The sequence below is a fragment of the Actinomadura fulvescens genome, assembly GCF_039533225.1.
GTDB classification, from domain to species: Bacteria; Actinomycetota; Actinomycetes; order Streptosporangiales; family Streptosporangiaceae; genus Spirillospora; species Spirillospora fulvescens.
Window position 1 is genome coordinate 137,404 of sequence record NZ_BAAATD010000016.1, and the last position, 24,334, is coordinate 161,737.

General features: G+C 71.0%; 21 protein-coding genes. 8 read left to right on the forward strand and 13 right to left on the reverse strand.

Annotation, left to right across the window (positions count from 1 at the left end; all coding sequences use genetic code 11):
• Nucleotides 1-14: 14 nt before the first annotated feature.
• Nucleotides 15-767 carry a DUF998 domain-containing protein gene (locus tag ABD333_RS40795; RefSeq protein WP_344547988.1) on the reverse strand — a complete coding sequence of 251 codons (753 nt, stop codon included), beginning with the start codon at nt 765-767 and terminating at the stop codon, nt 15-17.
• A gap of 27 nt (nt 768-794) precedes the next feature.
• Between ABD333_RS40795 and ABD333_RS40800 the strand changes: the two genes are divergently transcribed.
• The 3 genes from ABD333_RS40800 (at nt 795) to ABD333_RS40810 (ending at nt 4,016) form a co-directional block, all read left to right on the forward strand.
• A complete protein-coding gene (locus ABD333_RS40800) occupies nt 795-1,412 on the forward strand; it encodes a PadR family transcriptional regulator (protein ID WP_344547989.1) in 618 nt (205 codons plus the stop codon).
• 64 nt (nt 1,413-1,476) lie between these two features.
• Nucleotides 1,477-3,117 (forward strand): LuxR C-terminal-related transcriptional regulator, encoded by a 1,641-nt coding sequence (locus ABD333_RS40805; RefSeq protein ID WP_344547990.1) that lies wholly within the window; start codon nt 1,477-1,479, stop codon nt 3,115-3,117.
• 101 nt (nt 3,118-3,218) lie between these two features.
• Nucleotides 3,219-4,016: a class I SAM-dependent methyltransferase gene (locus ABD333_RS40810; RefSeq protein ID WP_344547991.1), complete on the forward strand. Its 798-nt coding sequence runs from the start codon at nt 3,219-3,221 to the stop codon at nt 4,014-4,016.
• 92 nt (nt 4,017-4,108) lie between these two features.
• Here ABD333_RS40810 and ABD333_RS40815 read toward each other — a convergent pair whose 3' ends face one another.
• Entirely contained in the window at nt 4,109-4,516 is a 408-nt protein-coding gene (locus ABD333_RS40815; RefSeq protein WP_344547992.1) for a hypothetical protein, read from the reverse strand.
• A gap of 322 nt (nt 4,517-4,838) precedes the next feature.
• Here ABD333_RS40815 and ABD333_RS40820 point away from each other — a divergent pair, with 322 nt between their 5' ends.
• Nucleotides 4,839-6,965, forward strand: a complete 2,127-nt coding sequence (locus ABD333_RS40820) for an AAA family ATPase (RefSeq protein WP_344547993.1) — start codon at nt 4,839-4,841, stop codon at nt 6,963-6,965.
• Nucleotides 6,966-7,005: 40 nt separating this feature from the next.
• On the opposite strand, the gene ABD333_RS40825 is transcribed toward ABD333_RS40820, so the two are convergent.
• From ABD333_RS40825 to ABD333_RS40855, 7 genes are all read right to left on the reverse strand, one after another.
• Nucleotides 7,006-7,218, reverse strand: a complete 213-nt coding sequence (locus ABD333_RS40825) for a hypothetical protein (protein ID WP_344547994.1) — start codon at nt 7,216-7,218, stop codon at nt 7,006-7,008.
• Between the two features lie 399 nt (nt 7,219-7,617).
• Nucleotides 7,618-8,340 (reverse strand): hypothetical protein, encoded by a 723-nt coding sequence (locus ABD333_RS40830; protein WP_344547995.1) that lies wholly within the window; start codon nt 8,338-8,340, stop codon nt 7,618-7,620.
• A 59-nt stretch (nt 8,341-8,399) separates the two neighbouring features.
• Entirely contained in the window at nt 8,400-8,825 is a 426-nt protein-coding gene (locus ABD333_RS40835) for a DUF4259 domain-containing protein (RefSeq protein WP_344547996.1), read from the reverse strand.
• 76 nt (nt 8,826-8,901) lie between these two features.
• Nucleotides 8,902-9,237 carry a helix-turn-helix domain-containing protein gene (locus tag ABD333_RS40840; RefSeq protein WP_344547997.1) on the reverse strand — a complete coding sequence of 112 codons (336 nt, stop codon included), beginning with the start codon at nt 9,235-9,237 and terminating at the stop codon, nt 8,902-8,904.
• A gap of 60 nt (nt 9,238-9,297) precedes the next feature.
• Nucleotides 9,298-9,951, reverse strand: coding sequence for a GlxA family transcriptional regulator (locus ABD333_RS40845; RefSeq protein ID WP_344547998.1), 654 nt, complete (start codon nt 9,949-9,951; stop codon nt 9,298-9,300).
• Between the two features lie 274 nt (nt 9,952-10,225).
• The gene (locus ABD333_RS40850; RefSeq protein ID WP_344547999.1) at nt 10,226-11,101 is read right to left on the reverse strand and encodes an alpha/beta fold hydrolase; all 876 of its coding nucleotides are present in this window, start codon (nt 11,099-11,101) and stop codon (nt 10,226-10,228) included.
• Nucleotides 11,098-12,513 carry a carotenoid oxygenase family protein gene (locus tag ABD333_RS40855; protein ID WP_344548000.1) on the reverse strand — a complete coding sequence of 472 codons (1,416 nt, stop codon included), beginning with the start codon at nt 12,511-12,513 and terminating at the stop codon, nt 11,098-11,100. Before ABD333_RS40855 ends, ABD333_RS40850 begins: the two co-directional genes overlap by 4 nt.
• Nucleotides 12,514-12,608: 95 nt before the next feature.
• On the opposite strand from ABD333_RS40855, the gene ABD333_RS40860 reads away from it, so the two are divergent.
• Nucleotides 12,609-13,118 (forward strand): PadR family transcriptional regulator, encoded by a 510-nt coding sequence (locus ABD333_RS40860; protein ID WP_344548001.1) that lies wholly within the window; start codon nt 12,609-12,611, stop codon nt 13,116-13,118.
• Between the two features lie 473 nt (nt 13,119-13,591).
• Nucleotides 13,592-15,103: a glycoside hydrolase family 18 protein gene (locus ABD333_RS40865; protein WP_344548002.1), complete on the forward strand. Its 1,512-nt coding sequence runs from the start codon at nt 13,592-13,594 to the stop codon at nt 15,101-15,103.
• Nucleotides 15,104-15,187: 84 nt separating this feature from the next.
• Here ABD333_RS40865 and ABD333_RS40870 read toward each other — a convergent pair whose 3' ends face one another.
• Nucleotides 15,188-16,549, reverse strand: a complete 1,362-nt coding sequence (locus ABD333_RS40870) for a glycoside hydrolase family 16 protein (protein ID WP_344548003.1) — start codon at nt 16,547-16,549, stop codon at nt 15,188-15,190.
• Between the two features lie 270 nt (nt 16,550-16,819).
• Between ABD333_RS40870 and ABD333_RS40875 the strand changes: the two genes are divergently transcribed.
• A complete protein-coding gene (locus ABD333_RS40875) occupies nt 16,820-17,800 on the forward strand; it encodes a LacI family DNA-binding transcriptional regulator (RefSeq protein ID WP_344548004.1) in 981 nt (326 codons plus the stop codon).
• Between the two features lie 2 nt (nt 17,801-17,802).
• Here ABD333_RS40875 and ABD333_RS40880 read toward each other — a convergent pair whose 3' ends face one another.
• Together ABD333_RS40880 and ABD333_RS40885 are read right to left on the reverse strand one after the other, a co-directional pair.
• The gene (locus ABD333_RS40880) at nt 17,803-19,395 is read right to left on the reverse strand and encodes a TROVE domain-containing protein (RefSeq protein WP_344548005.1); all 1,593 of its coding nucleotides are present in this window, start codon (nt 19,393-19,395) and stop codon (nt 17,803-17,805) included.
• A gap of 261 nt (nt 19,396-19,656) precedes the next feature.
• Complete coding sequence (locus ABD333_RS40885) at nt 19,657-20,130, reverse strand: hypothetical protein (RefSeq protein WP_344548006.1); 474 nt, start codon at nt 20,128-20,130, stop codon at nt 19,657-19,659.
• A gap of 128 nt (nt 20,131-20,258) precedes the next feature.
• On the opposite strand from ABD333_RS40885, the gene ABD333_RS40890 reads away from it, so the two are divergent.
• Nucleotides 20,259-20,951, forward strand: coding sequence for a hypothetical protein (locus ABD333_RS40890; RefSeq protein WP_344548007.1), 693 nt, complete (start codon nt 20,259-20,261; stop codon nt 20,949-20,951).
• Here the strand turns inward: ABD333_RS40890 and ABD333_RS40895 are convergent.
• Nucleotides 20,948-24,334 (reverse strand): SAV_2336 N-terminal domain-related protein, encoded by a 3,387-nt coding sequence (locus ABD333_RS40895; RefSeq protein ID WP_344548008.1) that lies wholly within the window; start codon nt 24,332-24,334, stop codon nt 20,948-20,950. The two genes, ABD333_RS40890 and ABD333_RS40895, sit on opposite strands and share 4 nt — an antisense overlap.

The following is a 24,334-nucleotide window of genomic DNA, read 5'->3' on the forward strand; positions in this document are numbered from 1 at the left end:
GCCCGGGGCCCGGCTCACCTCGGGATTGACGGCATGTCCCTGGCGCGGGCCGAGCCCGGCTGGGCGGAACGTGTGTCGGGTCGGTGGCGCCCTGCCGATGGCCGGTGCCGGTAGGCCAGCCATCCCATCGCGGCGAACATCGCGTGCACCTCGACCACGCCGGCGCGCTGGACGAGGCCGGCGATGCCGTGCTCGGCGCCGTCGGCGGTGGGCTGGAACGTCATGAAGAACGCGATGAGAAGCACCAGGGTGAGCGGGCCTCCGAGCATCAGCACGTTGCCGAACCGTCGCCAGCCCGGGACATCGCGCAGCCGGCGGCCGGCGAGCGGGAAGCTGACGATCGGAGTGCCGAGCGCCAGGATGAAGCCCAGCATGTGCGGCATGACGGCCTCAAGGTCGAAGAGCCCGCACAGCGCGTGACCCACGCCGCTGCAACAGAGCAGCACGAGGGTGGCGCGGTGCAGGACGGGCCGTCCTGCGGCGCTCACGGCGCGGGAGACGCCGATGAGGCCGGCGATCAGGAGCAGGCCGGTGACGACGAAGGCCGTGTTCATGTACGGGGCCGTGTCGCCCATGCCCAGCCCGCTGATCGGCTGGCTGATCGGCGAGTAGTCGGTGAAGCGGTGGTCGAACATCGTGTAGCCGTTGCTCACGAACCCGAGAACGAGCCAGGCCGAAGTGAACAGCACCGGCCCGGCGACGGCGCCGAGCGCGAGCCACTGTGCCGGGGATATGGGTCTGCGAAGGGGGTGCGCGTTCGAGGTCATGAAATGACTATACATATTATGACTAACATGCTCAACGACTACGCTGAGCGCATGCCCGCACCGCGCCGCTCCGTCCTCGCGCTGGCCGTGCTGTCGATGCTCACCGAGGAGCCGATGCACCCCTACCGGATGCAGGTGCTGATCAAGGAACGCCGCAAGGACGCCGTGGTCAATGTGAGCCAGCGCAACAGCGTCTACCAGACGATCCAGCGGCTCGTCCGCGACGGCCTGGTGGAGACGGCCGCGACCGAACGCGCCGAGAACCGGCCCGAACGCACCACGTACCGGATCACCGACGCCGGGCGGACGACGCTGACCGAGTGGCTGCGCACCATGCTGTCGACGCCCGCACAGGAGTACGCGGAGTTCCCCGCCGCACTGTCGTTCCTGCCCAACCTCGCCCCGCGGGACGCCACCGTCATGCTGACCGCCCGCGCCGCGCGACTCGAGGAGCGCCTGGCCGCGCTCGACGCCGAGACCACCCAGATCTCCGAGTTCCTGCCACGGCTGTTCGCGATCGAGTCCGAGTACCAGCGCCAGGTCGTGGCGACCGAGCTGGCGTACGTCCGGAGCCTGATCGAGGATCTGCGCGCCGAACGAATCACCTGGCCGTTCGTGGACGGTGCCCCGGTCTGGCGCGGCTGATCGCGTTCCCCAGGGGTTCCTTTTCCCGTCCTCCGGACGCTGGTCGATGGGCGATGATGGGCGTGTGATCGCGGTTGAGGAGCTCCTGCTCAAGGGCGGGGACCTGCTCCGGCGCGGGGACTGGAGCGGAGCGCGGGAGGCGTTCGCCGCTGTGCTGGCCGGACGGGTCGACCCGGCCTGCGAGGCGGCGGCCGCCGAGGGCGTCGCCGCGGCCTGCTGGTGGCTGGACGACGACGCCGAGGTGGTGGGGCGTTACGAGCAGGCCTACCGGTGCTACCGGGCCGTCGGCGACGATCGCGGAGCCGCTCGGGTGGCGGCGTGGCTGGGCAACCACGCGGCCCAGTTCCGCGGCGAGACGGCGGTCGCCCAGGGCTGGTTCCGGCGCGCGGGACGCCTGCTCGCGCCCCTGTCCGAGGGCGAGGAACACGGCCTGCTCGCGCTGTTCGAAGGCATGGCCGCGCGGATGCTCGGTGACTGCGCGGCGGCGCTCGAACTGGCCGAACGGGCGATGGCGGCCGGCCGCCGGGTGGCTTCGCCCGATCTGGAGATCCAGGCGATGGCGCTCAGCGGCACGGCCTACGTGGGCCGGGGCCAGGTCCGGCGCGGGATGCGGCTGCTCGACGAGGCCGCCGTCGCCGCGTTCGCCGGTGAGGTGGGCGAGGTGGGGTCGGTCTGGATCCCGGCCTGCTATCTCGTCCAGGGCTGCGAGCAGGCGCGCGACTGGGAGCGGGCCGAGCAGTGGTGCGAACGCGTGCTGGACTTCTGCAGCCGGTTCGACCTGGGCTCTCCGTTCGCTCGTTGCCGCACGCACTACAGCACGGTGTTGCTGTGGCGCGGCGACTGGGCCGGGGCCGAGAGCCAGCTGCGGCGCGCCGCCGATGACCTGCAGGCACGGCGGCCCCGGTTCGCCACGGAGGCGTGGGCGCGGTTGGGTGAGCTGAGGCGCCGGCAAGGCCGGTGGGATGAGGCCGCTGAGCTGTTCCGGCTCTGCCAGGACCTGCCGGCCGCCCGTATCGGACGAGCCGAGTTGCTGCTGGACCAGGGCGACGCGCCGGCCGCCGTCGAGATCGCCGAACGCGCCCTGGACGGCCTCGGAGCAGAGCACCGGATGGAACGCGCGGCGGCGTTGGAAGTCCTCATCCGGGCCGCGGTCGCGGCCGGCCGCAAGGACCCGCTCGCCCACGCGGTCGCGGAGCTGACCGAGATCGCCCGTGGCGTCGACGGGGACGCCATGCGGGCCTCGGCGCTGTGGGCCCAGGGGGTCCAGTGCGGCGCGCTGGGCGACGACCGGCGGGCGATCACGCTGCTCGCCACGGGCGTCGAGCTGTTCGAACGTGCACGCGGCCCTTACGACGCCGCCCGCGCCCGGCTCGATCTGGCCCGCGCACTGGCGGTGAACGGCCGCACCGGACCGGCCGCCGAGGAGGCACGGGCCGCCCGGAACACCTTCGAGCGCCTCGGTGCCACCGGCGACGCCCGGCGGGCGAGTGGCCTGACGCGCGGCCGGGTCGGCGGTGCCCTGACGCCCCGGCAGATCGAGATCCTGCGGCTGCTCGCGGTGGGCCTGACCAACAAGGAGATCGCCGAACGCGTGACGTTGAGCGAGCACACCGTCAAGCGGCATGTCGCCAATATCCTGACCCGGCTGGACCTGCCGTCACGGGCGGCGGCGGTCGCGTACGCCTCACGCGCCGATCTCCTCTAGCGACCCTGCCGCCGATGGCCCGTTCGGGCCACGTGCGGGGCGGCCCGGTTGGCCCGTTCGGCCGAAGCGGTCCGGCCCGTGCCGCTCCTAGCGTCACGACCATGACCGAATACGCAGTTGTCACACGGTCCCACCAGAAGGCATGGTCGCTGGGCGACCTCGGCAAGCTGGCGGCGCACACGCCGCCGATCTACGCCGAGGCCCTCTGCGAGGAACTGGACCTGCACCCGGGCGAACGCGTCCTCGACGTCGCCGCCGGAACCGGCACGGCTTCGATCGCGGCGCTGCGCCGCTTCTGTGACGTGGTGGCGACCGACTTCGTGCCCGACTACCTCGACCACGGCAAGCGGCTGGCCGATGCCGAGGGCCTTGACCTGGAGACCCAGCTCGCCGATGCCCAGGAACTGCCGTTCGAGGACGCCTCCTTCGACGTGGCGCTGTCCACGTTCGGGGTGATGTTCGCCCCCGACCAGCGGCGGGCCGCCGACGAGCTGCTGCGCGTGGTCCGGCCCGGCGGCCGGATCGGCGTGCTCGCCTGGTGCCCGGACGGGATCATCGGCGACTACGCCCGGACGATCGGCGGGTACCTCACCCCGCCGCCCGGCGTCCGTTCACCCTTCGAGTGGGGAACGGCCGAGCGCGTCCGGGAGCTTTTCGGCGACCAGGTCCGCGTCACCAGGAGGAGCCAGCCCTTCCGGTACCCGTCGGTGCGGTTCGCGGTGGAGTACTTCCGGTTGTGGTACGGCCCCGCTCGCGGCGCGTTCGCAGGGCTCGACGAAGAGAGCCAGACGGCGCTGCACGCCGACATGATCGCCGTCTGGGAGGCGGCCAACCGGGCTGGCGACGGCACGCTCGTGGCCCACGCCGACTACCTGGAGACCATCGTCGTCAAGCCCTGAATCCCGATCGCCTGCCGAGTGCCCCCGAACAGGGAACCCGCAGGGCTCCTGTCCGGGGGCGCGGTCGTGCGATCGGGCCTGGCCCGAGTGGGTCAGGAGGTGATGACCAGCTGGAGGTCCACGTCGTCGGCGGTCAGGACGGTGCCGTTGTCACCCGGTCCCTCCCAGAACTCCCGGGTCGCGTTGCTGCACGACGTGGGGGTGTCCCAGTCGATGACCCGGCCCTGGTAGTACCAGGTGATGCGGAGCCCGGTGCAGGACGGTTGGGTGGCGTAGTCCTGCACGTAGGCGTGCACCAGCGTGTTACTGGAGGTACCCCAGGCGCGCCCCCAGGACTGGGAGAGGTTGAACGACGCGGCGGGGGCGGAGGCCTGCGCTGCCACACCGGGCGCAGCGGACGCAGCGGCCACGGTGGAGGTGGCCGCCGCGGCGGGGGAGGCGAGGCTGGCCGCCGCGGCGATCGGAAGTGCCAGTACGGCGAGCTTGGACGCGAGATTCATGCCGGACTCCTTCGGCTCGGGGGATGGGCCGTCCATCCCGTGTCGAGACCGACGATCCGGCTGATCGTTGTCCACTCTCCAGACCGGTCGCAGCTCGGTCTCTGCTCGCTGCTCGGTTTCTGCTCACCGGGTCAGGGCGGTCTTGAGGCGGTTCCTGGACCGTTTCGTCTGACCTCCTGTCGTGATTCGGTCGGCCGTTGCGCCGCCCGGCGGGCCGATCCCGCTCACTTTCCGACAAACCTCGGTTCCGCCGTGGAACGGCCGCCCGTGTCGCCGCGTACGCTCCTGCACACACCCTTTCCGCCGTCACGGAACGAGGTTCATGAGCGACGTCGCGACCCTCGCAGACCGGCTCCGTACGGCTCGGCGGCGCAGCTTCGTCGGGCGAGACGCCGAACTCGCGGCATTTCGCAGTGCGTTGGCGGACGGGCCCGGCAGGCCGCCGTTCGCGGTGATGTTCGTCCACGGCCCCGGCGGCGTCGGGAAGTCCACGCTGCTGCGGGCGATGGCCGACCTCGCGGAGGAGGCCGGGCGCGGGGCGGTCCTGCTGTGCTCCCGGACGATCGAGGCGACGCCCGCCGCCGTCCGTGAGGCGGTCGGGCCGGCGTTCGCGGATGGTGCGGCCAGTCCCGGCGTTCTCCTGCTGGACGCTTACGAATGGATGGCACCGGTCGACAGCTGGATGAGGAACCACTTCCTCCCGGGACTTCCCGCCGGGACGCTCGTGGTGCTCGCCGGGCGCAAGGCCCCCTCGTCGGCCTGGACGGCGGACCAGGGCTGGCGGGAACTGCTGCGTACGGTGCCATTGCGGAACCTGCGTCCAGAGGAAGGCGCCGCCCTGCTGGCGGCCGAGGGCGTCCCCGCGCCGCTCCATCGGCGCGTGCTCGACTCCACTCACGGGCACCCGCTCGCCCTGGCGCTGCTGATCGACGTGCTGTCCCAGCGCGACGGCGCGGACCTATCGGACCTGTCGGGCATCGACCTCGCCGACACACCGGACGTGGTGCGCCTGCTGCTGGACCGATTCCTCGACGAGGTCCCGACCCCGCGCCACCGGCGCGCGCTTGAGGTCTGCTCGCACGCGCTGCTCACGACCGAAGAGCTGCTGCGCACGGCGATGGACCCCTCCGCCGGGCCCGCCGACGACGCCCACGAGCTGTTCGAGTGGCTGCGGAGGCTGTCGTTCGTGGAGGAGAGCTGCGACGGCCTGCACCCGCACGACCTGGCCCGTGAGGTGTTCGACGCCGACCTGCGCTGGCGCGACCAGGGCACTCACCAACGCATCCACCGGCGTATCCGCGACCGCCTCCTCGCGCAGGTGCGGCATGCGTCCGGTCGCGCCCAGTGGAAGCGCATCACCGAGCTGGCCTTTGTCCATCGTGACAGTCCCGCGCTGCGGGGCCTGTTCGACTGGGCCGACCTGGGCGCGCAGTATCCCGACCGCCTGCGCGCCGATGACCGGGCGGCGATCCTGGCGATGACCGAACGCCATGAGGGAGCCGAGTCCGCGCGGTTGGCCGATCACTGGATCACCCGGCAGCCCGAGGCGTTCACCATCGTCCGGGACGCCGACGGTGCGGCGGTGGGTTATGGGGCTCGGCTGCGGCTCGATCTGGCCACGCCGCAGGAGCTGGCGGTCGATCCCGGCGCGCGGGCCATGTGGGACTTCGTGTCGCGCCACGGCGGCCTCGCGCCCGATGACGAGGTGGCGGCCGTGCGGTTCGTCATGGACCGGGACGCCTACCAGGCCACGTCGCGTTCGACCAACGTGGTGCTCACCGCGTTCACCCAGCAGCGGCTCGCCCGGCCCGGCCTCGCCTGGGACCTGCTCGGTGCGTACCACGACGGCCACGAGTACGAGCGGCAGTTCCTGCACGCCGGATACCGCCGCGCGCCGGCGGCCGACTTCCATGCTGGAGGTCATCGCCTGGTCTACGCGCGCGATTTCCGGCCCGGCGGGCTGGAAGCATGGCTGGAGGCGCTGGTCGGCACAGCACCTGTCGGCACAGCGCGCGTCGGCGCGCGGCAGGACGGCACGGCGCTGCGCGATGGCCCGGCGCCGGTCGCCTCCCATGCGGTGACAGTGGCCCTGTCGCGGGAGGAGTTCGCCACCGCCGTACGGCAGGCGTTCCGCGACCTGCACCGGCCCGAGGCGCTGGCCCGCAACCCGCTCCGCGGATGCCGCGTCGTTCGCGAGCACGGCGATCCGCGACCGGCCACCGCGATCGCGGACCTGCTGCGCACCGCGGCCGACGCGCTGCGCGCCGACCCACGTGGCGAGAAGGCCCACCGCGCCGTCGACCGCACCTACCTGCACCCGGCGCCGACCCAGGAACGCGCCGCGGAGCTGCTCGGCCTGCCGTTCAGCACCTACCGGCGGCACCTCACCGCCGGACTGACGCGCGTCGCCGATCTCCTCTGGCACTGGGACCTGAACGAGACCCGGTGACCGCAGGCGCGCCTACCCCCGCCGGGCAGCCGGCACGGGATCATCGGTTGAGGTGGGCAGGCCCGTCGTACAGCGACTGCAGGGCAGCCGCGTTCAGCGACCCGACCAACGCGCGCGGCAGCGCCTCGTCATCGGGATGATGGTCGGCCAGATACACCAGCGCTTCACCGATCTCACGGCCGGTCAGCTCCGCCAGCGTCTTGCCGGCCCATGCCGGCCGCTGGCCGAGCCCGGCCTCGGTCGTCGCGATCACTTCCGACCCCCCTGCGCGTACGTCATTCCCCCTGCGCGAACGTCAATGTAGCCAACGCCGCCTGCCACACGCACAAGAACCGCCGCAGCGCCTTGACCTCACCTTTGCGGTTCACCACGCGGGCGCCGGGCGCCCGAGCCGCGCACCATGCGGGTCACCTGGTGAATCATCGTGGCGGGCCGCGATCGCGGCGAACCGCTCAGTGATCGAGATCACCCGAGTCCTTACCGAGCCGCGACAACTGCCTGGCCCGCCTGGCCCGGTGATCTGTTCCAGGGAAAAACACCGGTGGGCCGCTCGGTTGGGCGTTTGTAACCGAGCAGCCCACATTTCGTGACCGCCGCCGTCGGCTGCCGGGCTGGGCCGGGCCGGACAGTTGTCACGGGCGGCTGGCGGTGGTCAGTTCTGAACGGTGAAGGCCTTGTAGATGGTCTGGTGGACGGTGTTGCCGCCCGAGTCCTGGGCCTGGACCCGCAGCGTGACGGACTTGCCCGCCTGTCCGCTGAAGTCGAGCGCCGCGGTGTAGGTGTGGTCGTCCTTCTTGGTGGTGGTGGCCTGCTGCCAGGTCGTTCCGCCGTCGTAGGACACCGAGGCCTGCAGGCCGGTCAAGGCCGGGGCGGCGGCTCCCGGCTGGTGGTGGGCGCTGATGGTGGCGGTCACCGGGCCGGGGGAGGCGTTGTGCAAGAGGTCGAGCGGGATGTCGTAGTCGAGCAGGAGGGTGGAGGTGGCCGCACAGTCGCCGGTTCCAGACGTCCCGTCCCTGCCGCAGACGTAGCCGGCCGGGACGTTCTGGGCGATGGGCCGTTCAGAGGAGAAGCCCCAGGCGGTGTCGACCTTGTAGCCGTCGCAGCCCGGCCGGGAGGAGTTGTAGACCAGCCGCAGCTCGTAGCGCGCACGCGCCTGAGGCAGGTCGTACACGGTCATCCCGTTGTCGGTGCGAGGCGGGACGGTGGTGCCGTCGCGGGTGAGCGCGCTGGTCACCTCCGTGCCGTCGGGCCAGTGAACGCTGTCTTCGAGGATCGGGTTGCCGTACTCGTGATGGACGTCCCCCGAGACCAGATGGGGCGCCGGGAACAGCGTGTCGCCGCGGCGGGCGGCGAACAGCGGTGTCGGGCCGGGCACGCCCACGGTGTCGGGCCGGGTACCGGTCTGGCGGAAGGTGTCCCAACGGGTCCCACCCCTCAGGCAGAAGCCGCGGCCAGGACCTCGCGCAGGCGGCGGATCTCTTCCTTCCACTTCCCCGCCCACTCGTTGCCCTCGCCCTCGCCTTCGCCCCACAGGCCCGCGAGCTCGGAGTTCTCAGCGGTCACGCGGTCAAGGGCTTGGACCGCCAACGGGCGCAGGTCGTGAGGCAACGCCGGAACCGGCTGTTCCGGCCCGTAAGCGGAGCCGATCGGCTGACCGCCGGGGCTCTGCGCGGCGACGATCGCGGCGGCCGCGACAGCGGCGGACCCGTCGTCGACGTCCAGGTAGCCCGCTTCCTGAACCGCGAACCGCAACGCCTCCCGGATCGCCGCCGGGCGATCGTGCTCGCTCAGGTCGTCCAGCTCATTGCAGAAATCAGCGGCGGAGTCGTTCTCGAACGGCCCCACATCCCATGCACCCATCGCAGTCCTCTCGCCCGGCACCTTCGGTGCAGAGTAGGAACCGCCACCGACATTCAAACCTCGCCGGTGGTGGGTTTCAGCTCCGCTCCCGGTCGTGGGCGCAGTGGGTGAACGTTTCGCGGTAGGAGCTCGGGGTCACCCCGACCGCTCTGCGGAAATGCGGGCGCAGGACGGCGGCGGAGGAGAATCCGCACTGCCGGGCGATCTCGTCGACCGGCAGGTCGCTGGACTCCAGCAGGTGCTGAGCCCGGATGATCCGTTGCTGGGCCAGCCACGCCGACGGGGTGGCTCCCGTGATCTCCCGGAACCTGCGGTCGTAGTTGCGTCTGCTCATATGGGCGCGTTCGGCCAGGGCTCGCACCGGCAACGCGGTGTCCAGGCGGGTGAGCGCCCACGCGATGGACTCGGCCACCGGGTCCTGGGTGTCGAGGTCGGGGATCGGCGACTCGATGTACTGGGCCTGCCCGCCGGGTCAGTGCGGTGCCACCACCAAAGCTCTGGCCAGCCGGTTGGCGACCGCCGCGCCCCGCCTGGACCGGATGAGATGCATCCCCAAATCCATCCCCGCGACGCCGCCGCCGGCGGTCAGCAGATCACCATCGTCGATGTACAGGACCGTCGCGTCGACCCGCACCTTGGGATACAGCTCGGCCAGCCGCGCCGCCGTCGCCCAGTGCGTGGTCGCCGGGCGGTCGTCGAGCAGGCCGGCGGCGGCCAGCACGAACGCGCCGTTGCACAGACCGGCTAACCGGGCACCCCGTGCGTGTGCCGCGCGCAGGGCGTCCAACAGTGGCTCCGGTGGACGCTCGGCCGTCGGCTGCAACAGGTACGGCACGATGACCAGGTCCGCGGTCCGGACGGCGTCCAGATCATAGGGAACCGGGCAGGACAATCCACCCCCGTTCATCGTCACATCCGGCTCACCCGCGACGATGCGTACGTCCAGCCCGGGCAGGGCGTCATATTGCGCGGCGATGTCGAACACTCCGAACCCGAACGTCGTGGTCGCCATCAGCGCGCCGTCGAACACCACCACGGCCAGCCGCCACGGGGTCTGCCGCACCGCCGCCCGCTCTCCCGGATCGGCGACGAACGCGTCAGCCATCATGTCGTTGATCGGTCTCATCGTCATATGATCCGAACCGCTTCCAGACAGGTCCATTGCGGCGGGAAAACCGTCCCTACCCGCGTGCGGTAACGGCCTGACCGATTCACGTGACCTTCCACTGCTCGCCCCGCCATGCGTTATCGGCCCTTTATCGCTCTGATAAACCCGGGGCACTCATGGTGTGGCCGAGTGCCGTCCCGAAGTGGCTCAGGGGCGATACGTGCAGACCGTAACGGGGTGAACCCGGCACTGGCGGCTGGAGGGCGGGGGAGACGGACCAGCACAGATGACCTCAGCGGGTGAGGTGGTCGCGCAGGAGTTCGGCCACGTCGGCGGGGGCCTGTTCGGGAATCCAGTGTCCGACGCCGGTCAGCGTGCGGAAGGTGTAGGGGCCGGTCACGTACCTGCGGGTGAGTTCGGCTCCCTTGCGGCCCAGTGCGGGGTCTTGGTCGCTGCTGATGAAGAGGGTCGGGACGGGGACCCGGGCCAGCCGCCGGGGCGGGTTGAACGGCATGCCCCGGTACCAGTTGACGGCCGGAGTGAGGGCACCGGAGCTCACCAGGAAGTCGGTGTCCCTGACGGCGTTGGCCTCGGTCTGGCCACCGGCCACCAGTCCGGCGATGAGGCGTGACCTCGCGCTCCGGCAGATCCGGCGAATGACCAGCTCGGGAAGCCAGGGCAGCTGGAAGAGGAACATGTACCACGACAGCAGGAGCTGGCGGCTGGTGAACAGGGCCCGCATGAACGCGGCGGGGTGGGGGACCGACAGCGCGGTCACCGTGGCGACCACGTCCGGACGGGTGGCGGCGAGCGTCCAGGCGACCGTCGCGCCCCAGTCGTGGCCGACGACATGGACCTTGCGGCCACCGAGCCCGGCCGCCTCGATGAGGGCGAGGACGTCCTCGGCGAGTTCGGACAGGCGGTAGGCGAACCTCCCGCGCGGACGGGCGCGCGGCGAGTATCCGCGCTGGTCGGGCGCCAGCGTGCGGTACCCCGAGGCGTGCAGCATGGGCGCGAGCAGGCTCCAGGAACGGGACGTCTGGGGAAATCCGTGCAGGAGCACCACGACGTCCCGGTCGAGGGGTCCCTGGTCGGCGACGTCGAAGATCAGGCCGTCGCGTTCGAACGAGGTGATCCGCTGCCCTTCAAGGCTCCGTTCCGTGGTCATGGGGTGCCGGGGAAGTAGTCGCCGTGGAATCCGAAGGGCATGCGGTGCGGTGCCTGGACGCGCGCGAGTTCGCTCAGGTCGCACGCGTCCAGGATCAGCAGGAACGAGCCGTCGCGCGCGGGATCGAACACGATCGCCAGCACCGCTCCGTCGTCTTCGGCGTCGGCGCCGGGGCGCGGTACGAACACCGGCTCGCCGGTGAACGAGCTGCCATCCGCCCAGTGCGTCGGCTCCCCCTCATGCAGGTCGAGCTTGGTAATCGTTGTGATGGGCTCGCCGTTGGAAGCGTCCTTGGCCCCTGCTCCGTAGGCGTAGCGGTAGGGCCGCGCGTTGGCCACCGCGTAGTTGGTTCGAGGCCATTCGAATGGGACGTCGACCGGGGAACGCTCGGTGGTGCGGCCGCCGGGTTCGAGCCGGTAACGCCGGAGCCGGCCCGTCGGGATTGGAGTGCGGCCGGCGGCGAGCGTGTGGAGGTAGAGGGTGTCGATGAGCGCCGGGTCGGGATAGGCGCACAGATCGATCGTGATCGCGCCGTCCGGCTCGTCGTAGGCGTTGACGTGGTGGAAGCAGAACACGGGCTCGGCGTCCCAGCGTCCGCGCTCCCGGCCCGTATGGCGGTCCAGCACGATGAACCGGGTGGGGCGGTCGGGTCGCCAGCGGTAGTTCTCGATGAACGGCCGCCGCGCGGCGGCCAGGTCGAGCGGGCGGACGGTGAACGGGATCTCGGTGAGGATCACATGCCGTTCGGTGAGCGTGAAGCTGTGCATGTAGGCCGGCTCGCGGACCGGAACCTTCGCCAGCAGATGGAAGCCGTTGGCCGTCTGCCGGTACACCCGGTAGCTGCTGCGCGGACCGAAGTGAACCTGCATGGTGATCATCGCGCCCGCCGAGTCGAAGTGCGGGTGCGCGGTCGGGGATCGCACCCATCGCCCCGGCGGGTCGTAGGCGACGCCGAGCGTCTCGAGCGTGTCCGGGTCGAAGGCGATCGGGAGCGGCGTCTCGGTGAGGGCGGCCAACTGCGCGCCGATGCGGACGACGTTGACGTTGGCGTTGTCGGTGAAGACCTGGCGGAACAGCGATGCGATCGGCGCCGTCAGCCGGCGGCAGGGGTCGGAGGCGAACTCGCGGTAACCGATGCGGCCGTCCTCGCGCAGCGACTGGTACGCACGGGTACGCAGGAACCGATTGGCATAGGAGACCCGCCCGTCGGTGAACGCGAACTTGTGCAGCATCGCCAGGCCGTCGAACAGATGCCGCGCCGGCCCGAAATGAGCAGGGCCGTTACGTACGAGGGTGCCCTCCAGCCACGACGGGACATCCCCCTCCACGGGCACGCTGTCGAGCGCGACCTCCTCGCCCAGCGGCTGGACGAGACGCTGGAGGCCGCTGCCCGCAGGAATCTCACTGACCATCGCCATGTCCTCCCGTGCCCTTCGATCTCATGGAGCGACACCATAACCAACACTCCATAGGACAGTCCATAGTGGACTATCGTTAGGATGCTCTGGTGAGCATCCGGCTGACGACCACCTCGTACATCGTCCTGGGCCTGCTGCGCTGGGCTCCGGGCACGACCGCCTACGACCTCGAACGCACGATCCGGGCCACCGTCTCGCACATCTGGGCGATCCAGCGCTCGCAGATCTACCGCGAGCCCGCCCGGCTCGCCGAGGCCGGACTGCTCACCACCGAGACCGTCGGGGACGGCAGGCAGAAGACGCGCTTCACCATCACGCCGGAGGGTGAGGAGGCGCTCGACGCGTGGCTGGCCGCCGGGGCCGAGGAGCTCCCGCAGCTCCGCGACCTGGCGACCCTCAAGATCTTCTTCGGCGCGCGGCCCCAGGCCATCGCGCGCGTTCAGCTGCTGCGCCACCAGGCGCGCCTGAAGGAGTACGAGCTGCTCCGCGAGATCGGCGGGCTCGCCCAGGCGGGTCCCCGCACGGCACTCGAAGCCGCGATCGCCCACGAACGCACTTCGATCCGCTACTGGTCCGACCTGGCCAAAGCCGAGGACTGACTCCCGCCCCGTTCCCTGAGCCGCCCGCCTGCACCTCCTGCGGCGGCGGTCATGCCTACATGACCGGACGGGGTTTTCGTGATGCCGCCGATATCGGCCAGGCTCCGGAGGTCTCCGTGGGCGGTCCTAAAGACCTGGGTCTACGAGATCGGGTGGGCGGGTGCGATTGGGCCTTGCGCGGCGGGGGGCGCCGACCTACGGTCCCACTAATTAGGAAACTTTACTAAACATTGCATCCAACTACGGGTCCCGCGCACACGGGCGCGGACTCCGCAGCCCCCCGCCCGCAGGGTCGTGTCAGCGCTGGTGATCCCAGCCGCCGCGGCCTGCCGGCCTCCGGACCGCCGCGCCGGGTCCGACCGTCCTGGCCATCGGGTCCGGTCCTGCCGGATCGCGACCGGCCGTGACCAGACGGCCGCGCCGCCCACGTGAGGGCCTCGGCATCGTCCGGGCCCCCTTCAAAGGAGTTGCGCATGAAACGCGTGCTCATGGTCCTTCTCCTTGTCCTCGCCGGGACGATCGTGCCGGCCCTGCCCGCTCAGGCGGCCGCGGCGACGGCGACGTTCGCCAAGACCGCCGACTGGGGCTCGGGATACGAGGGCAAGTACACGATCACCAACGGGACCGACACCGCGCTCACCGGCTGGTCGGTGAGCATCGAGCTGCCGGCCGGAGGCACGGTCAGTTCCGCCTGGGACGCCTCCCTGGCCCGCAGCGGCCAGCGGTTCACGTTCACCAACGTCGGCTGGAACGGCACCGTCGCTCCCGGTGCGAACGTGAGCTTCGGCTTCATCGCCACACCCGGCACCGCCGTGCCGGCCGGTTGCACGTTGAACGGCCAGTCGTGCTCCGGGAGCGGCAACCCCGGCGCCCCCGGCCAGCCGGGAGCCGTGACGGCCACCACCACCGACACGAGCGTCACGCTGCGCTGGGACGCCTCGTCCGGGACCGTGACCGGCTACCGCGTCTACGAGGGCTCGACCCAGAAGACGCAGGTCACCGGCACCACCGCGACGATCAGCGGGCTCGGCACCTGCCAGACCCACACCTACACCGTCAAGGCGTACAACTCCGCGGGCGAGTCGGCGGGCAGGGACGTGACCGCGACCACCACCGGATGCACCCAGCCACAGCCCGGCAAGATGGCCGGTGCGCCCTACCTCTACATGGGCTGGGGCAACCCGCCCAATCCGGGGACCGTCATGGACGCCACCGGGGTCAAGGCGTTCACCATGGCGTTCATCCTGTCCTCCGGCGGGTGCAATCCGGCCTGGGACGGCCAGCGCCCGCTGACCGGCGGCCCCGACGCCCAGGCGATCTCGACGATCAAGTCCAAGGGCGGCGACGTGCAGATCTCGTTCGGCGGCTGGAGCGGCAACAAGCTCGGCCCCGCCTGTTCCACGCCCGAGGCGTACGCCGGAGCGGTGCAGAAGGTGATCGACGCGGTACGGCCGGCCGTCGTGGACTTCGACATCGAGAACACCGACGAGTTCGAGAACCACACGGTGCAGGACCGCATCCTGAACGGCCTCAAGATCGTCAAGCAGCGCAACCCGGCGGTCAAGATCGTCGTGACGATCCCCACCCTGAAGTCCGGGCCCAACTCGCACGGCGTCCGGCTCATCAACCAGTCCAAGGCCCTGAACGTGCCGATCGACAACTACACGATCATGCCGTTCAACTTCGGCGCCACCGACATGTACCAGGACAACGTCACCTCCTCGGAGGGACTGAAGAACGCGCTGAAGAACGCGTTCGCGTGGAGTGACGCCCAGGCCTACGCCCACATGGGCATCTCGGGCATGAACGGCTACTCCGACCAGCGGGAGGTCACCTCGCCCGAGACCTGGACGCGGATTCGCGACTGGGCCAAGTCCAAGGGCCTGACCAGGTTCGCCTTCTGGTCGGTCAACCGTGACCGCGTCAACGGCGGCGGAGTGCCGCAGGGCGAATGGGAGTTCACCCGGATCACCGCGGGATTCTGACCGGCCGCGGACAACGGGCGGGCACCTCGGCGGTGCCCGCCCTGTTCGGCGCCGACGCCGAGGGCGGCGTCAGCCCAGGAAGGCTCAGCGGCCGAAATGGAACCAGTTGACGTTCACGAAGTCGGCGGGCTGGCCGCTGGTGAACGTCAGGTAGACGTCGTGCACACCGGTCACGCCGGAGATGTTCGCCGGTACGGTACGCCAGGCCTGCCAGCCGCCGGTGTCGCCGACCGCGAAGCCGCCGACCGGCGCGTTCGACCGTGAGCCGAGGCGTACCTCGACCAGCCCGCTCACGCCGCCCGCGCCGCCGGCGACCCGCGCCACGAACTGCCGGGCGGGTGGCGAGCCGAAGTCCACGCCGCGGTAGAGCGCCCAGTCGCCGTTGGCGGCCCAGCCGATGTTCTGCCCGCCGCCGCTGTCGGAGGTCGTTTCGACGCCGAGCCCGCTCTGGCCGTCGAACGACTCGGCCTGGATGGCGGTGTAGGCGTCCCGATCGCCCGGCGGATCCGTCGTTCCGCCGCTCTGCCACACCGCGACATAGTCGACGAGCATGGGGCGGCCCGAGACCGTGGCGGGCGTCGGAGTGGCCTGGCCCGCGACCCCGTTGGGAAACGCGCCGCCCATGGCCACGTTGAGGAGCAGGAAGTAGCCGGCGTGGCCGGTCATGTTGTTCCACGTGGCGGCGTCGAACTGCGACTGGCTGACGCTATGGAACTGCTGGCCGTCCACGTACCACCGCAGCTGGTTGGGACTGACGCTGCGATCCCACTCGAACCGGTAGGCGTGCATTGCCGATTGGCAGGACGAGCCGGGGCACGCGCGGTTGGCGCCCAGCCCGGACGTCTCGTTGCACGGCCCGCCCGGGTTGACGCCGCAGTGCAGCACGCCCCACACGGAGTTGATGCCGTTGACGTTCTCCATGATGTCGAACTCGCCGATCGCCGGCCAGTTCCAGTAGTTGCCGCGGTAGGGAGAGCCGAGGGCCCAGAACGCGGGCCAATACCCGAGCGCCTGCGCGCCCGTGACGTCCGGCATCTGGAGACGGCTCTCGATCCGCAGAATCCGTCCGTCGGCCGGCTTGAAGTCGGCGCGATGGGTCTCGATCCGCGCCGAGGTCCATTCTCCCGAGCCGGACCGGATCGGGGTGATGCGCAGGTTGCCGCCACCGTCGAGGCTCACGTTGGCCGGGTCGGCGGTGTAGCGCTGGATCTCTCCGGTGCCCCAGTTGCCGGGGCCGCCGGGATAGCCGTGGCCGGTGTCGAACCGCCAGTCGGACGAGGAGGGCAGGGCTCCGGCGGGCCCGTCGAAGTCGTCGCTCCACACCAGGCTCCAGCCCGCGGGCGGCGGGGGAACGGAGGCATGGGCGGTCAGACCGGCGGCCGGAATCGAGAGGGAGACGAGCACCGCGAGTGCGGCTCTCCGCCATGTACGGGGTGGATGGGGCATGACGGGGCCCTTCCGCAGGGGGAGCGGGATGGTTGCGAGAGGCGCCTGCGCGTCAATGTCACGCGACGGTGACCTTCTGTCAAGGACGAGAGAGAGCGCTCTCCCGCCTAGACCAGTCGGTGGGCGCCGGGCCGTGTCCAGTGAGAAGGCCCGCGGCCCAGTCATGATCGACGTACCCGGTGTCGGCCACATCCGGACAGAAGAAAACGTTCTCCCGGTATCGACGCAGACAATGGCCATCTCAGAGAGCGCTCTCACAGAAGGCCGACGATGAGACGACCCACATTGGAGGCGGTGGCCGCGCGCGCCGGAGTCTCCAGGGCGACCGCGTCACGAGTGGTCAACGGCTCGGAGGCGGTGCACGCCCAGATCCGCGACGCGGTGCTGCGCGCCGTGGACGAACTCGGCTACGTGCCCAACTCGGCGGCGCGCAGCCTGGTGACCCGGCGCACCGACTCGATCGGCCTGGTGGTCTCCGAACCGCCCGCCGCCGAAGACCCGCTCTTCTCGGTGCTCGTGCGGGCGGTGAGCCGCGAACTGGAACACGCGGGCAAGCAGGTCGTGCTCATGCTGGCGTCCTCGCCCGCCGCCTACGCCCGGATCGAACGCTACGTCGCGGGCGGTCATGTCGACGGCGTGATCCTGGTGTCGACGCACGGCGCGGACCCGCTGCCCGCCGCGCTCGCGCGTACCCAGCTGCCGGTGGTCTCGTACGGGCGCCCGGTGGCCACGGTCAGCCTCCCGTACTGCGACAGCGACAACGTGGGCGGCGCCCGCGCCGCGGCCCGCCATCTGCTGGACCGCGGCCGGCGGCGCGTGGCCGCCATCGCCGGGCCGCCCGACATGCCCGCCGGCCGCGACCGGCTGGCGGGCTACCGTGACGTGCTGTCGGCCGCCGATCGCCGTTCACTGGTCGCCATGGGCGACTTCACCCGCGAGTCGGGCGCCGCCGCGATGCGCCAGCTGCTGCTGGACGGCCCGGATCTGGACGCGGTCTTCGCCGCGACCGACCTCATGGCGATCGGCGCCCTGCACACGCTGCGCCGCATGGGCCGCCGTGTCCCGGGCGACGTCGCGGTCGTCGGCTTCGACGACATCGAGGAGGCCCGCTACACCGACCCGCCCCTGACCTCGGTGCGCACGCCGGTGGCCGCGGTCGCCAAGGCGATCGTCGAACGCCTGCTGGGCCAGGCCCGCTTCGCCGAGCCGACCGTTCTGCCCGCCGACCTGATCGTCCGCGAGTCCTCCTGAGCTCACATCCAGGGCCAGTCCGCCGACCGTCCGGCCTCCACGAGCGGGATGAGCGTGAACGCGGCGTCGTTCAGACCACCGAAGGTGTGCCGGGAGCCCGTGCCGGACGGGCCGTGGCCGTACCGGTAGCCGGCGAGGTTCCAGGTGTAGACCGGGACGTCAGCCGGGACCTGGGCCGTCGGGTCGCCGCCGTCGTGGCCGCCCCACGCCTGCTCGTCGGTGACGATCACCACGCGGTCGTGGTCGCGGTAGTTCGCCCGGACGGCCTCGGCGGTGTTCGTGCCGCCGAGGTCGCCGAACCGCTTGAGGACCGGCAGCAGGGACTCGCCGCGGTCGACCCGCACCGGGCGGTGGCCTGTTCCGAACTCGACCAGGTCGGCCCGCTCGGCGCGCATGGCGAGGGCGGTGCCGAAGATGGCCGCGGAGTCGGCGCGGTTGAGCCCGGACTTGCCGGAGATCCGGCCGAACATGGAACCGGACCGGTCGACCAGGATGAGCGAGCGGCCACGCAGCGCGGGCACGTTGGCCAGCGAGTGGTTCAGTGCCCGCTCCAGCGCGTACGACCAGCGCAGCGACGGCGCGGCCTGGTAGGCGGCCAGGAACCGGAACGGGAGCATGCGCGACCTCGCGATGACCTCCGGGTCGGAGATCCTCGCGGCGACCACTTCGGCGACCTGGTCGCTCACCTTCACGCGGTCGAAGTTGCGCAGGTTGCGCACGAGGGCGAAGACGCCCATCGAGGGGATGATCGCCTCCCAGGCGGCGGCGTTCATCGGACTCTGGAGCCAGCCCGCCAGGGCCTCCCACGTGATGCCCGCGCGGCGCAGCAGCTCGGGATCCTCCAGGACGCGGCGCCGCTCGTCGACCGGCATCGACAGCAGCGCGCTCCGGCGGGTCAGCGTCTCCAGGGACTCGGGGATCGGCGTGCCGGCCTGGTAGGGACGCTTGACCACGTACCCGAACAGGTCGTGCTGCCACGGTCCCTGGAACCGGTTTCCCTGCGAGCTGCCCTTCCGGTCGCCGGGGTGGGTGAGGTTGAGGATGTGGGCGAAGGTGAAGCCGCGAGACTCCGTGCTGCCCCACTTGACGTAGTTGAACTCGGTGCCCAGCCGCAGCACGGCGTCGGCGATGCCCCGCTTGACCGGCTTGGGCACGGCACGGCCGTACGTCGAGATCCAGTACGCGAGCGCCTCGCCGGGCTCGTCGGCACGTGCCAGCACGCTCGACACGAGCCCGCGGTTGCCGCCCGCGAGGCCCGCGTCCAGCCGAGCGCGCACCGCTTCGAGGGCGCCGACGACCGCGGCCGAACGCAGGTTGGCCCGGTGGCGCAGCCACGGCAGGAAACCGGCCATCCAGTCGTGGTCGGCCACGGCCACCTGGTGGACGAGCTCGCGGTACCGGAAGTCGCGGTCGCGGGCCTTCTCATAGACGGTGTCTTCGCGGACCAGGTTGGTCACCGCCAGCAGGAACAGCTCGCTCTTGGCGTCGCGCGCGTACCCCGGCCCGCCCTCGGGAGTGCGGCCGGCCGGGGCCTGCGCGGTCACCACCGGGCTGGACGTGGCGGCCCGGGTGCCGTTCCGGTTGAATTTCGCCAAGAAAGAGGTCCCTTCCACGCAACCCGCGCGAAGGCGCCCGAGATCAGAAATTCGGCGAAGGACACGTAGTGCTCTGCCATTGAGCTACACCGGCCGCGAGCCGGTGACGGGACTCGAACCCGCATCCCTAGAACCTGAATCGAAGTAACCCTCGCCTGCGCACCGGGCGCCTCCGCACCGGGAGGATGGTGCTTTCGCTGGTCACGAGGACACCACACCGCTCATCACGTGCTCAACTGGATTTGCGCGCCGTGCGCCGGGCTAGGAGTTCGCTCCGGTGCCGGTGAACCCGGAGACCAGCAGGCAGCCCGCGTCGTCCTGGTCGGCGGGGACGATCTCGACGTCGAACCCGATCTCGGTGAGGACGGCGGCCAGGGCGGGGTTCATGATGCTCTCGACGCGGTCCTCGAACGTGTCGTACGGGTTGCTCGACCGGCCCGCGACCGCCCACGACACGACGACCCCGTCGTCACGCAGCCACGTCGCGATGTTGAAGCCGCCGCTGCCCGCGCCGCCGGGGTCATGGCGGTGGAACCCGGCGGACACCAGGGCACGGTCGAGGGCGCCCTCCAGACCGGCCCACGACTCCACCCGCGAGACGAACCGTTCGACGTCCGCCCGGGGCACGAGGTCGAAGACCTCCCGCGGCAGCCCGGACCGCCGCCGCAGATCGTCGTCCGCGTTCCCGGCCGGCTGGAACGGCTCGTCGGACGAGCGCAGGAACGGGTCGCCCATAGCCCGCACGCTACCCTCCGCCCAGCGGGAGGAACCTCCGAACGCCGAACCCGATCGGCGCCGCATCGCCGGAACCACTGCGGCGGCCTGATCGTCTGAGCCATGATCGGGCTTGAAGGGAGCGGCCTGTGCGCTGGACGATCCTCACGGTGCCCTGCCTGCTCGCGGCCACCGCGTGCGGGGCGCCGAGCCCGAACGCCCCGGCGTTGCCCGCGTCGTCCACACCCTGCGCCGAACGGACCGGCACGGCGACGCCGAAGCCGGCCCCCAACTCCAAGCGGGTGCCCTGGCGCGCCGAGGAAATGGGCGACGGCTCGGTGCGGATGACGGTCGGTGACGTGGACGCGTCACCCAGGCATCCGGACGCCAAGCGCGTCGTCGACCATCGTGCGCCGTTCCGCGCCTACGAGTGCGACACCGTACAGATCATCAAGGTGCGCGGCTGGTGGTGCACGACGACGGTCGACGGGCTCTCGGTGTCCGGCGAGATCGTGGTGGGCGGCGCCGAACCGCGCGCCCAGGTCAAAGGCAAGGGATTCACCACGCGCTGCTCCGGTCGTCCCGGCCGGATGAGGCAGCGGCACGTGATCCAGCGCGACAGCTGGGCCAACTGGCGGTCGTACGGCGGCGTCGGCAAGACGGCATGGACCACGTCCCAGGACCAGAGCGGGCCAGAGGTCACGGAGGTCTGCCCCAAGGGACGCGTGGGCAGCTACAACTACCGCCTGACCGTCCATCTCGAAAGCGACTCGGCGCCGATCGGAGACGCCTACGCGGCGAGCTCCCGAATCCGCGCGGACTGCGGCACAGGCCTCAGCTAACCGCCCGGTCGCTTCGTGTCGGCTTCGAGGAGTCTGGTGGTCAGGCGGTCGGCCAGGGCCGCGATCGTGAGGGCGGGATTCGGGCCTACGGGGCCCGGCATGGCCGCTCCGTCGGCTATGTACAGGCCTGGGAACCCGAAGACCTCACCGAAGGCGTCGCAGACCGCCTCGTGCGGGTTGTCGCCCATCGGCGCGCCGCCCAGCGGATGGATGGTGATGACACGCTTGCGGAACCAGATCGGGTTGTCGCTGTAGTCGGCGCCCAGAACGTCGGCGATACCCTGCATGGTTCGGCGCAGTCGTTCGTAATGGACCTCGCTGGTGCCGCCGGTGAAGTCGACCACGAGCCGTCCGTTCTTGAGGCTCAGCCGCCCGTCGGCAGTGTCACGGCCCATTCCCAGCAACGGCAGCGAGCTGATCGACAGGGCACCGTCTCCGATCAGGTCGGAGAGTTCCCTGGACAGGTTGGTGTTGGGGGCGTCGCGGAAGAACTCGGCGAACCGCCCCCAGATGAATCTCGCCGCGCGTTCCACCTGGGTCGACATATCCCCGGACTGCACCATCCAGTCCATGAACCCCGGGTAGCCGCCGTCCTGGATGTAGGCGCCGCGGCCGGCGCCGGTCACGCCGTCCCGCTCGTCCGGGAGCCGGATCGACGTTGTGACGACCGGGCCTCTGGAGGCGTCCAACGGCCGGACCCGGTTGCGGTCTCGGGCCCTGAGCAGGAACGTCAGCAGGTCGCCGTTGCCGCAGAACCGGGTGCCCAGGGCGGGGCTCAGCCCCGGGAAGGCGGCGCTTGATTTCAGTAGCAGGAACGTCGTTCCGTACGTTCCCGCCGCCAGTACAAGCCGATCGCAGGAGATGGTCTTGATCCGGCGTTCGCGTTGACGCACGACATCGTGGTGCAGGTAGTCGACCTCGTAGCCGCCGTCTGGCCGTGGCCGGATGGCCTTGACCTCATGGTGGGTACGGATGTCGGCGCCATGATGCTTGGCCGCGGACAGGTAGGTGTGGTCGAGGCTGTTCTTGGCGCCGTCGTTGCAGCCGATGATGCATTCGCCGCACAGCCTGCACGTCCGGCGAAGGTGACCACCGTGCAGGTTGCCATAGGAGGCGTCCTCGATGGGCAGGGACACCCCAGGGACGTCCTCGGGTGTCGGAGCGAAGCTGACGGCCAGCGGCGGCCGCGTCACCGTCAGGTCGAGTTCGGCTGCGGCGTCGAACATCGCGTGAGCCTTGGGCGTGTCGTCGTAGGGCGGCCGGTCCAGCGGGTAGGGCGTCGCTCCCATCATCCGTTCGACCACGTCGTAGTGCGGATCCAGGTCGGCGCGGGTCACGGGCCACGGTTTGTAGCCGCGACCGTTCGGCTCGTCCTCCACGAACCACCGCTCGTCCTTGCGCAACAGCACGCTGCCGTCGACGAGCGAGCCTCCGCCGAGCCCGGCCGCGACGATCGAGTCACAGCCGGCGAACCGCCACACGTCGAACATGCCGTGAAGTCCGGCGATCGGGTCCCAGAACGCCCGGCCCATCTCGGCGGGTGAGCGGGGGAAGGTGCCGGGAGGGAACGGGCGGCCGCGTTCGAGCAACACCACCGACCTTCCCGCCTCGGCCAACCTGTAGGCGGCCACCGCGCCTCCATAGCCGGAGCCGACGACGACGGCCTCGACATGTTCGATGGAGGAATCGCTGACCGGGCCTGTGCGCGTCGTAGGCCCGGGTGTGCCCTTCCGGGCCTCTCCCACTGCGGACGGCCGCGAGGTGTGCGGCTCCTCGGAAGGGGGTGAGTCCGCTCGCGCCCGCGCGAGCTCGGCATAGTCGCCGCCGAGGCGGTACAGCATCTCAGTGGAGATGCTGGCGAACGGAGCGCTGGCCGCCGCCAGTGCGCGGTCTCCGGCGTGGCCAGGCACTGACAACAACGCGTCCGCCGTCCTGGTGCGGCCCAGATACTGGGTGACGAACGTTTCGACGCTCTCGATGACGCGGATGGCGTCCGAACGTCGTATGGCGCCTTGGAGCACCTCACGGACGCCGTCCTCGAAGTCGTATCTGGTCTCTTCGGGATTGGGCGAGCGCTCGCCGATGATGCGCAGCAGCCCGCTGTTGAAGACCTCGGCCAGATGGGAGGCGCGGCTTTCGGGCAGCATGACCCGCTGCACCAGCCGCATGATGGGCAGATTGAGCGGCACCACGGAGAGGTAGCCGGCGAGCCGGTAGGCCTCGGGTGAGGCGGCGCGCAGGCGCATGACCCGTTCGGCGGGCGAACTCGTGTCATCGGGGTGCCGCGGCCGGGCCTCGTCCCGCGACACGGGGCGGCGGGTCCACGTGACCAGGGCGTCCACGCCGCCCGCCCCGGTCGCGGTCACCAGCCGGGCCCACGGGCCGAGCCACTCGGGTTCGATCTCCAGGACCGGGACCGGCACACCGCCGAACGCCTGGCGGCCGTGGGCCTTGTCGACGAGGAGCCGCCGGTTTGCGAGTCCCTGCTCGGTGGCGTGCAGGCGTGCCGGGACCGGAGCCAGATGAGTCCGCGCCCACAGCCGCTGGGGCAGCGGCTGGAGCAGCGCGGTCGGGCCATGGCGACCCCACTGGTCGAGCATCCGCAGGCCGGGTCCGCCCGCTCGCCACTTGGCGTCGACTCCGTCGGTCACCACCAGCGTGAGCTGGCGGCCGTGCGGCACGACGAGCTCCGACGGGCGGTGCAGCGGCCCGCCGGGTGAGGGGCGCACGCGCAGCCCGAGGGCGCCGTCGCCGGTCTCGTGCAGGTACCACAGGCGAACGTCGCGGAAGGCTCCCAGTCGTTCCATCAGCGGCACCAGCTCTTTGACGAGCGAACGCCAGATGTCCATCGACGGAGTCGCCTCGGCCACCAGCGCGAGGCTGAGCCAGCGTTGCCGTTCGGGACGCAGCACCGGAAGGATCAGCTTCTCGTTCGCGATGCGGTCGGCGGTCGCCTCCTCGTCCAGCACGAGCGTCTGGGGAGAGGGCACCTTGCGCTTGAGCGGACGCAGAGCCCGGTTGAGCGCGGCGGTGCGGGGAAGCGGTGTGACGGCGGGCGCCCGCGCGAGGACCGCGCGTTCGCCGGCGTCCGAGGCCGGTTCGGACGACAGGGGGTATAGGCCGGCGCGGGACGTGCTGTCCTCCTGCGACCGCGACCCGGCCGAACGCGTCGCGGCGGGACGTGACGGCGTCGCGTCGCGGCGTTCTCGCCGGCCGGAGCCAGAGCCCTCGGGCGTGCCGGGTCGTGGCCGCTCTCCGGCACCCGGAGCGCGCGCCGCGACGTCGATGTGCGACGCCAGCCAGTACGTCTCGGCGATCTCGACGTCATCGGCCTGGATTCCCAGGTCGTGCAGCGCCGTCAGCAACAGGTCGAGGGAGGACAC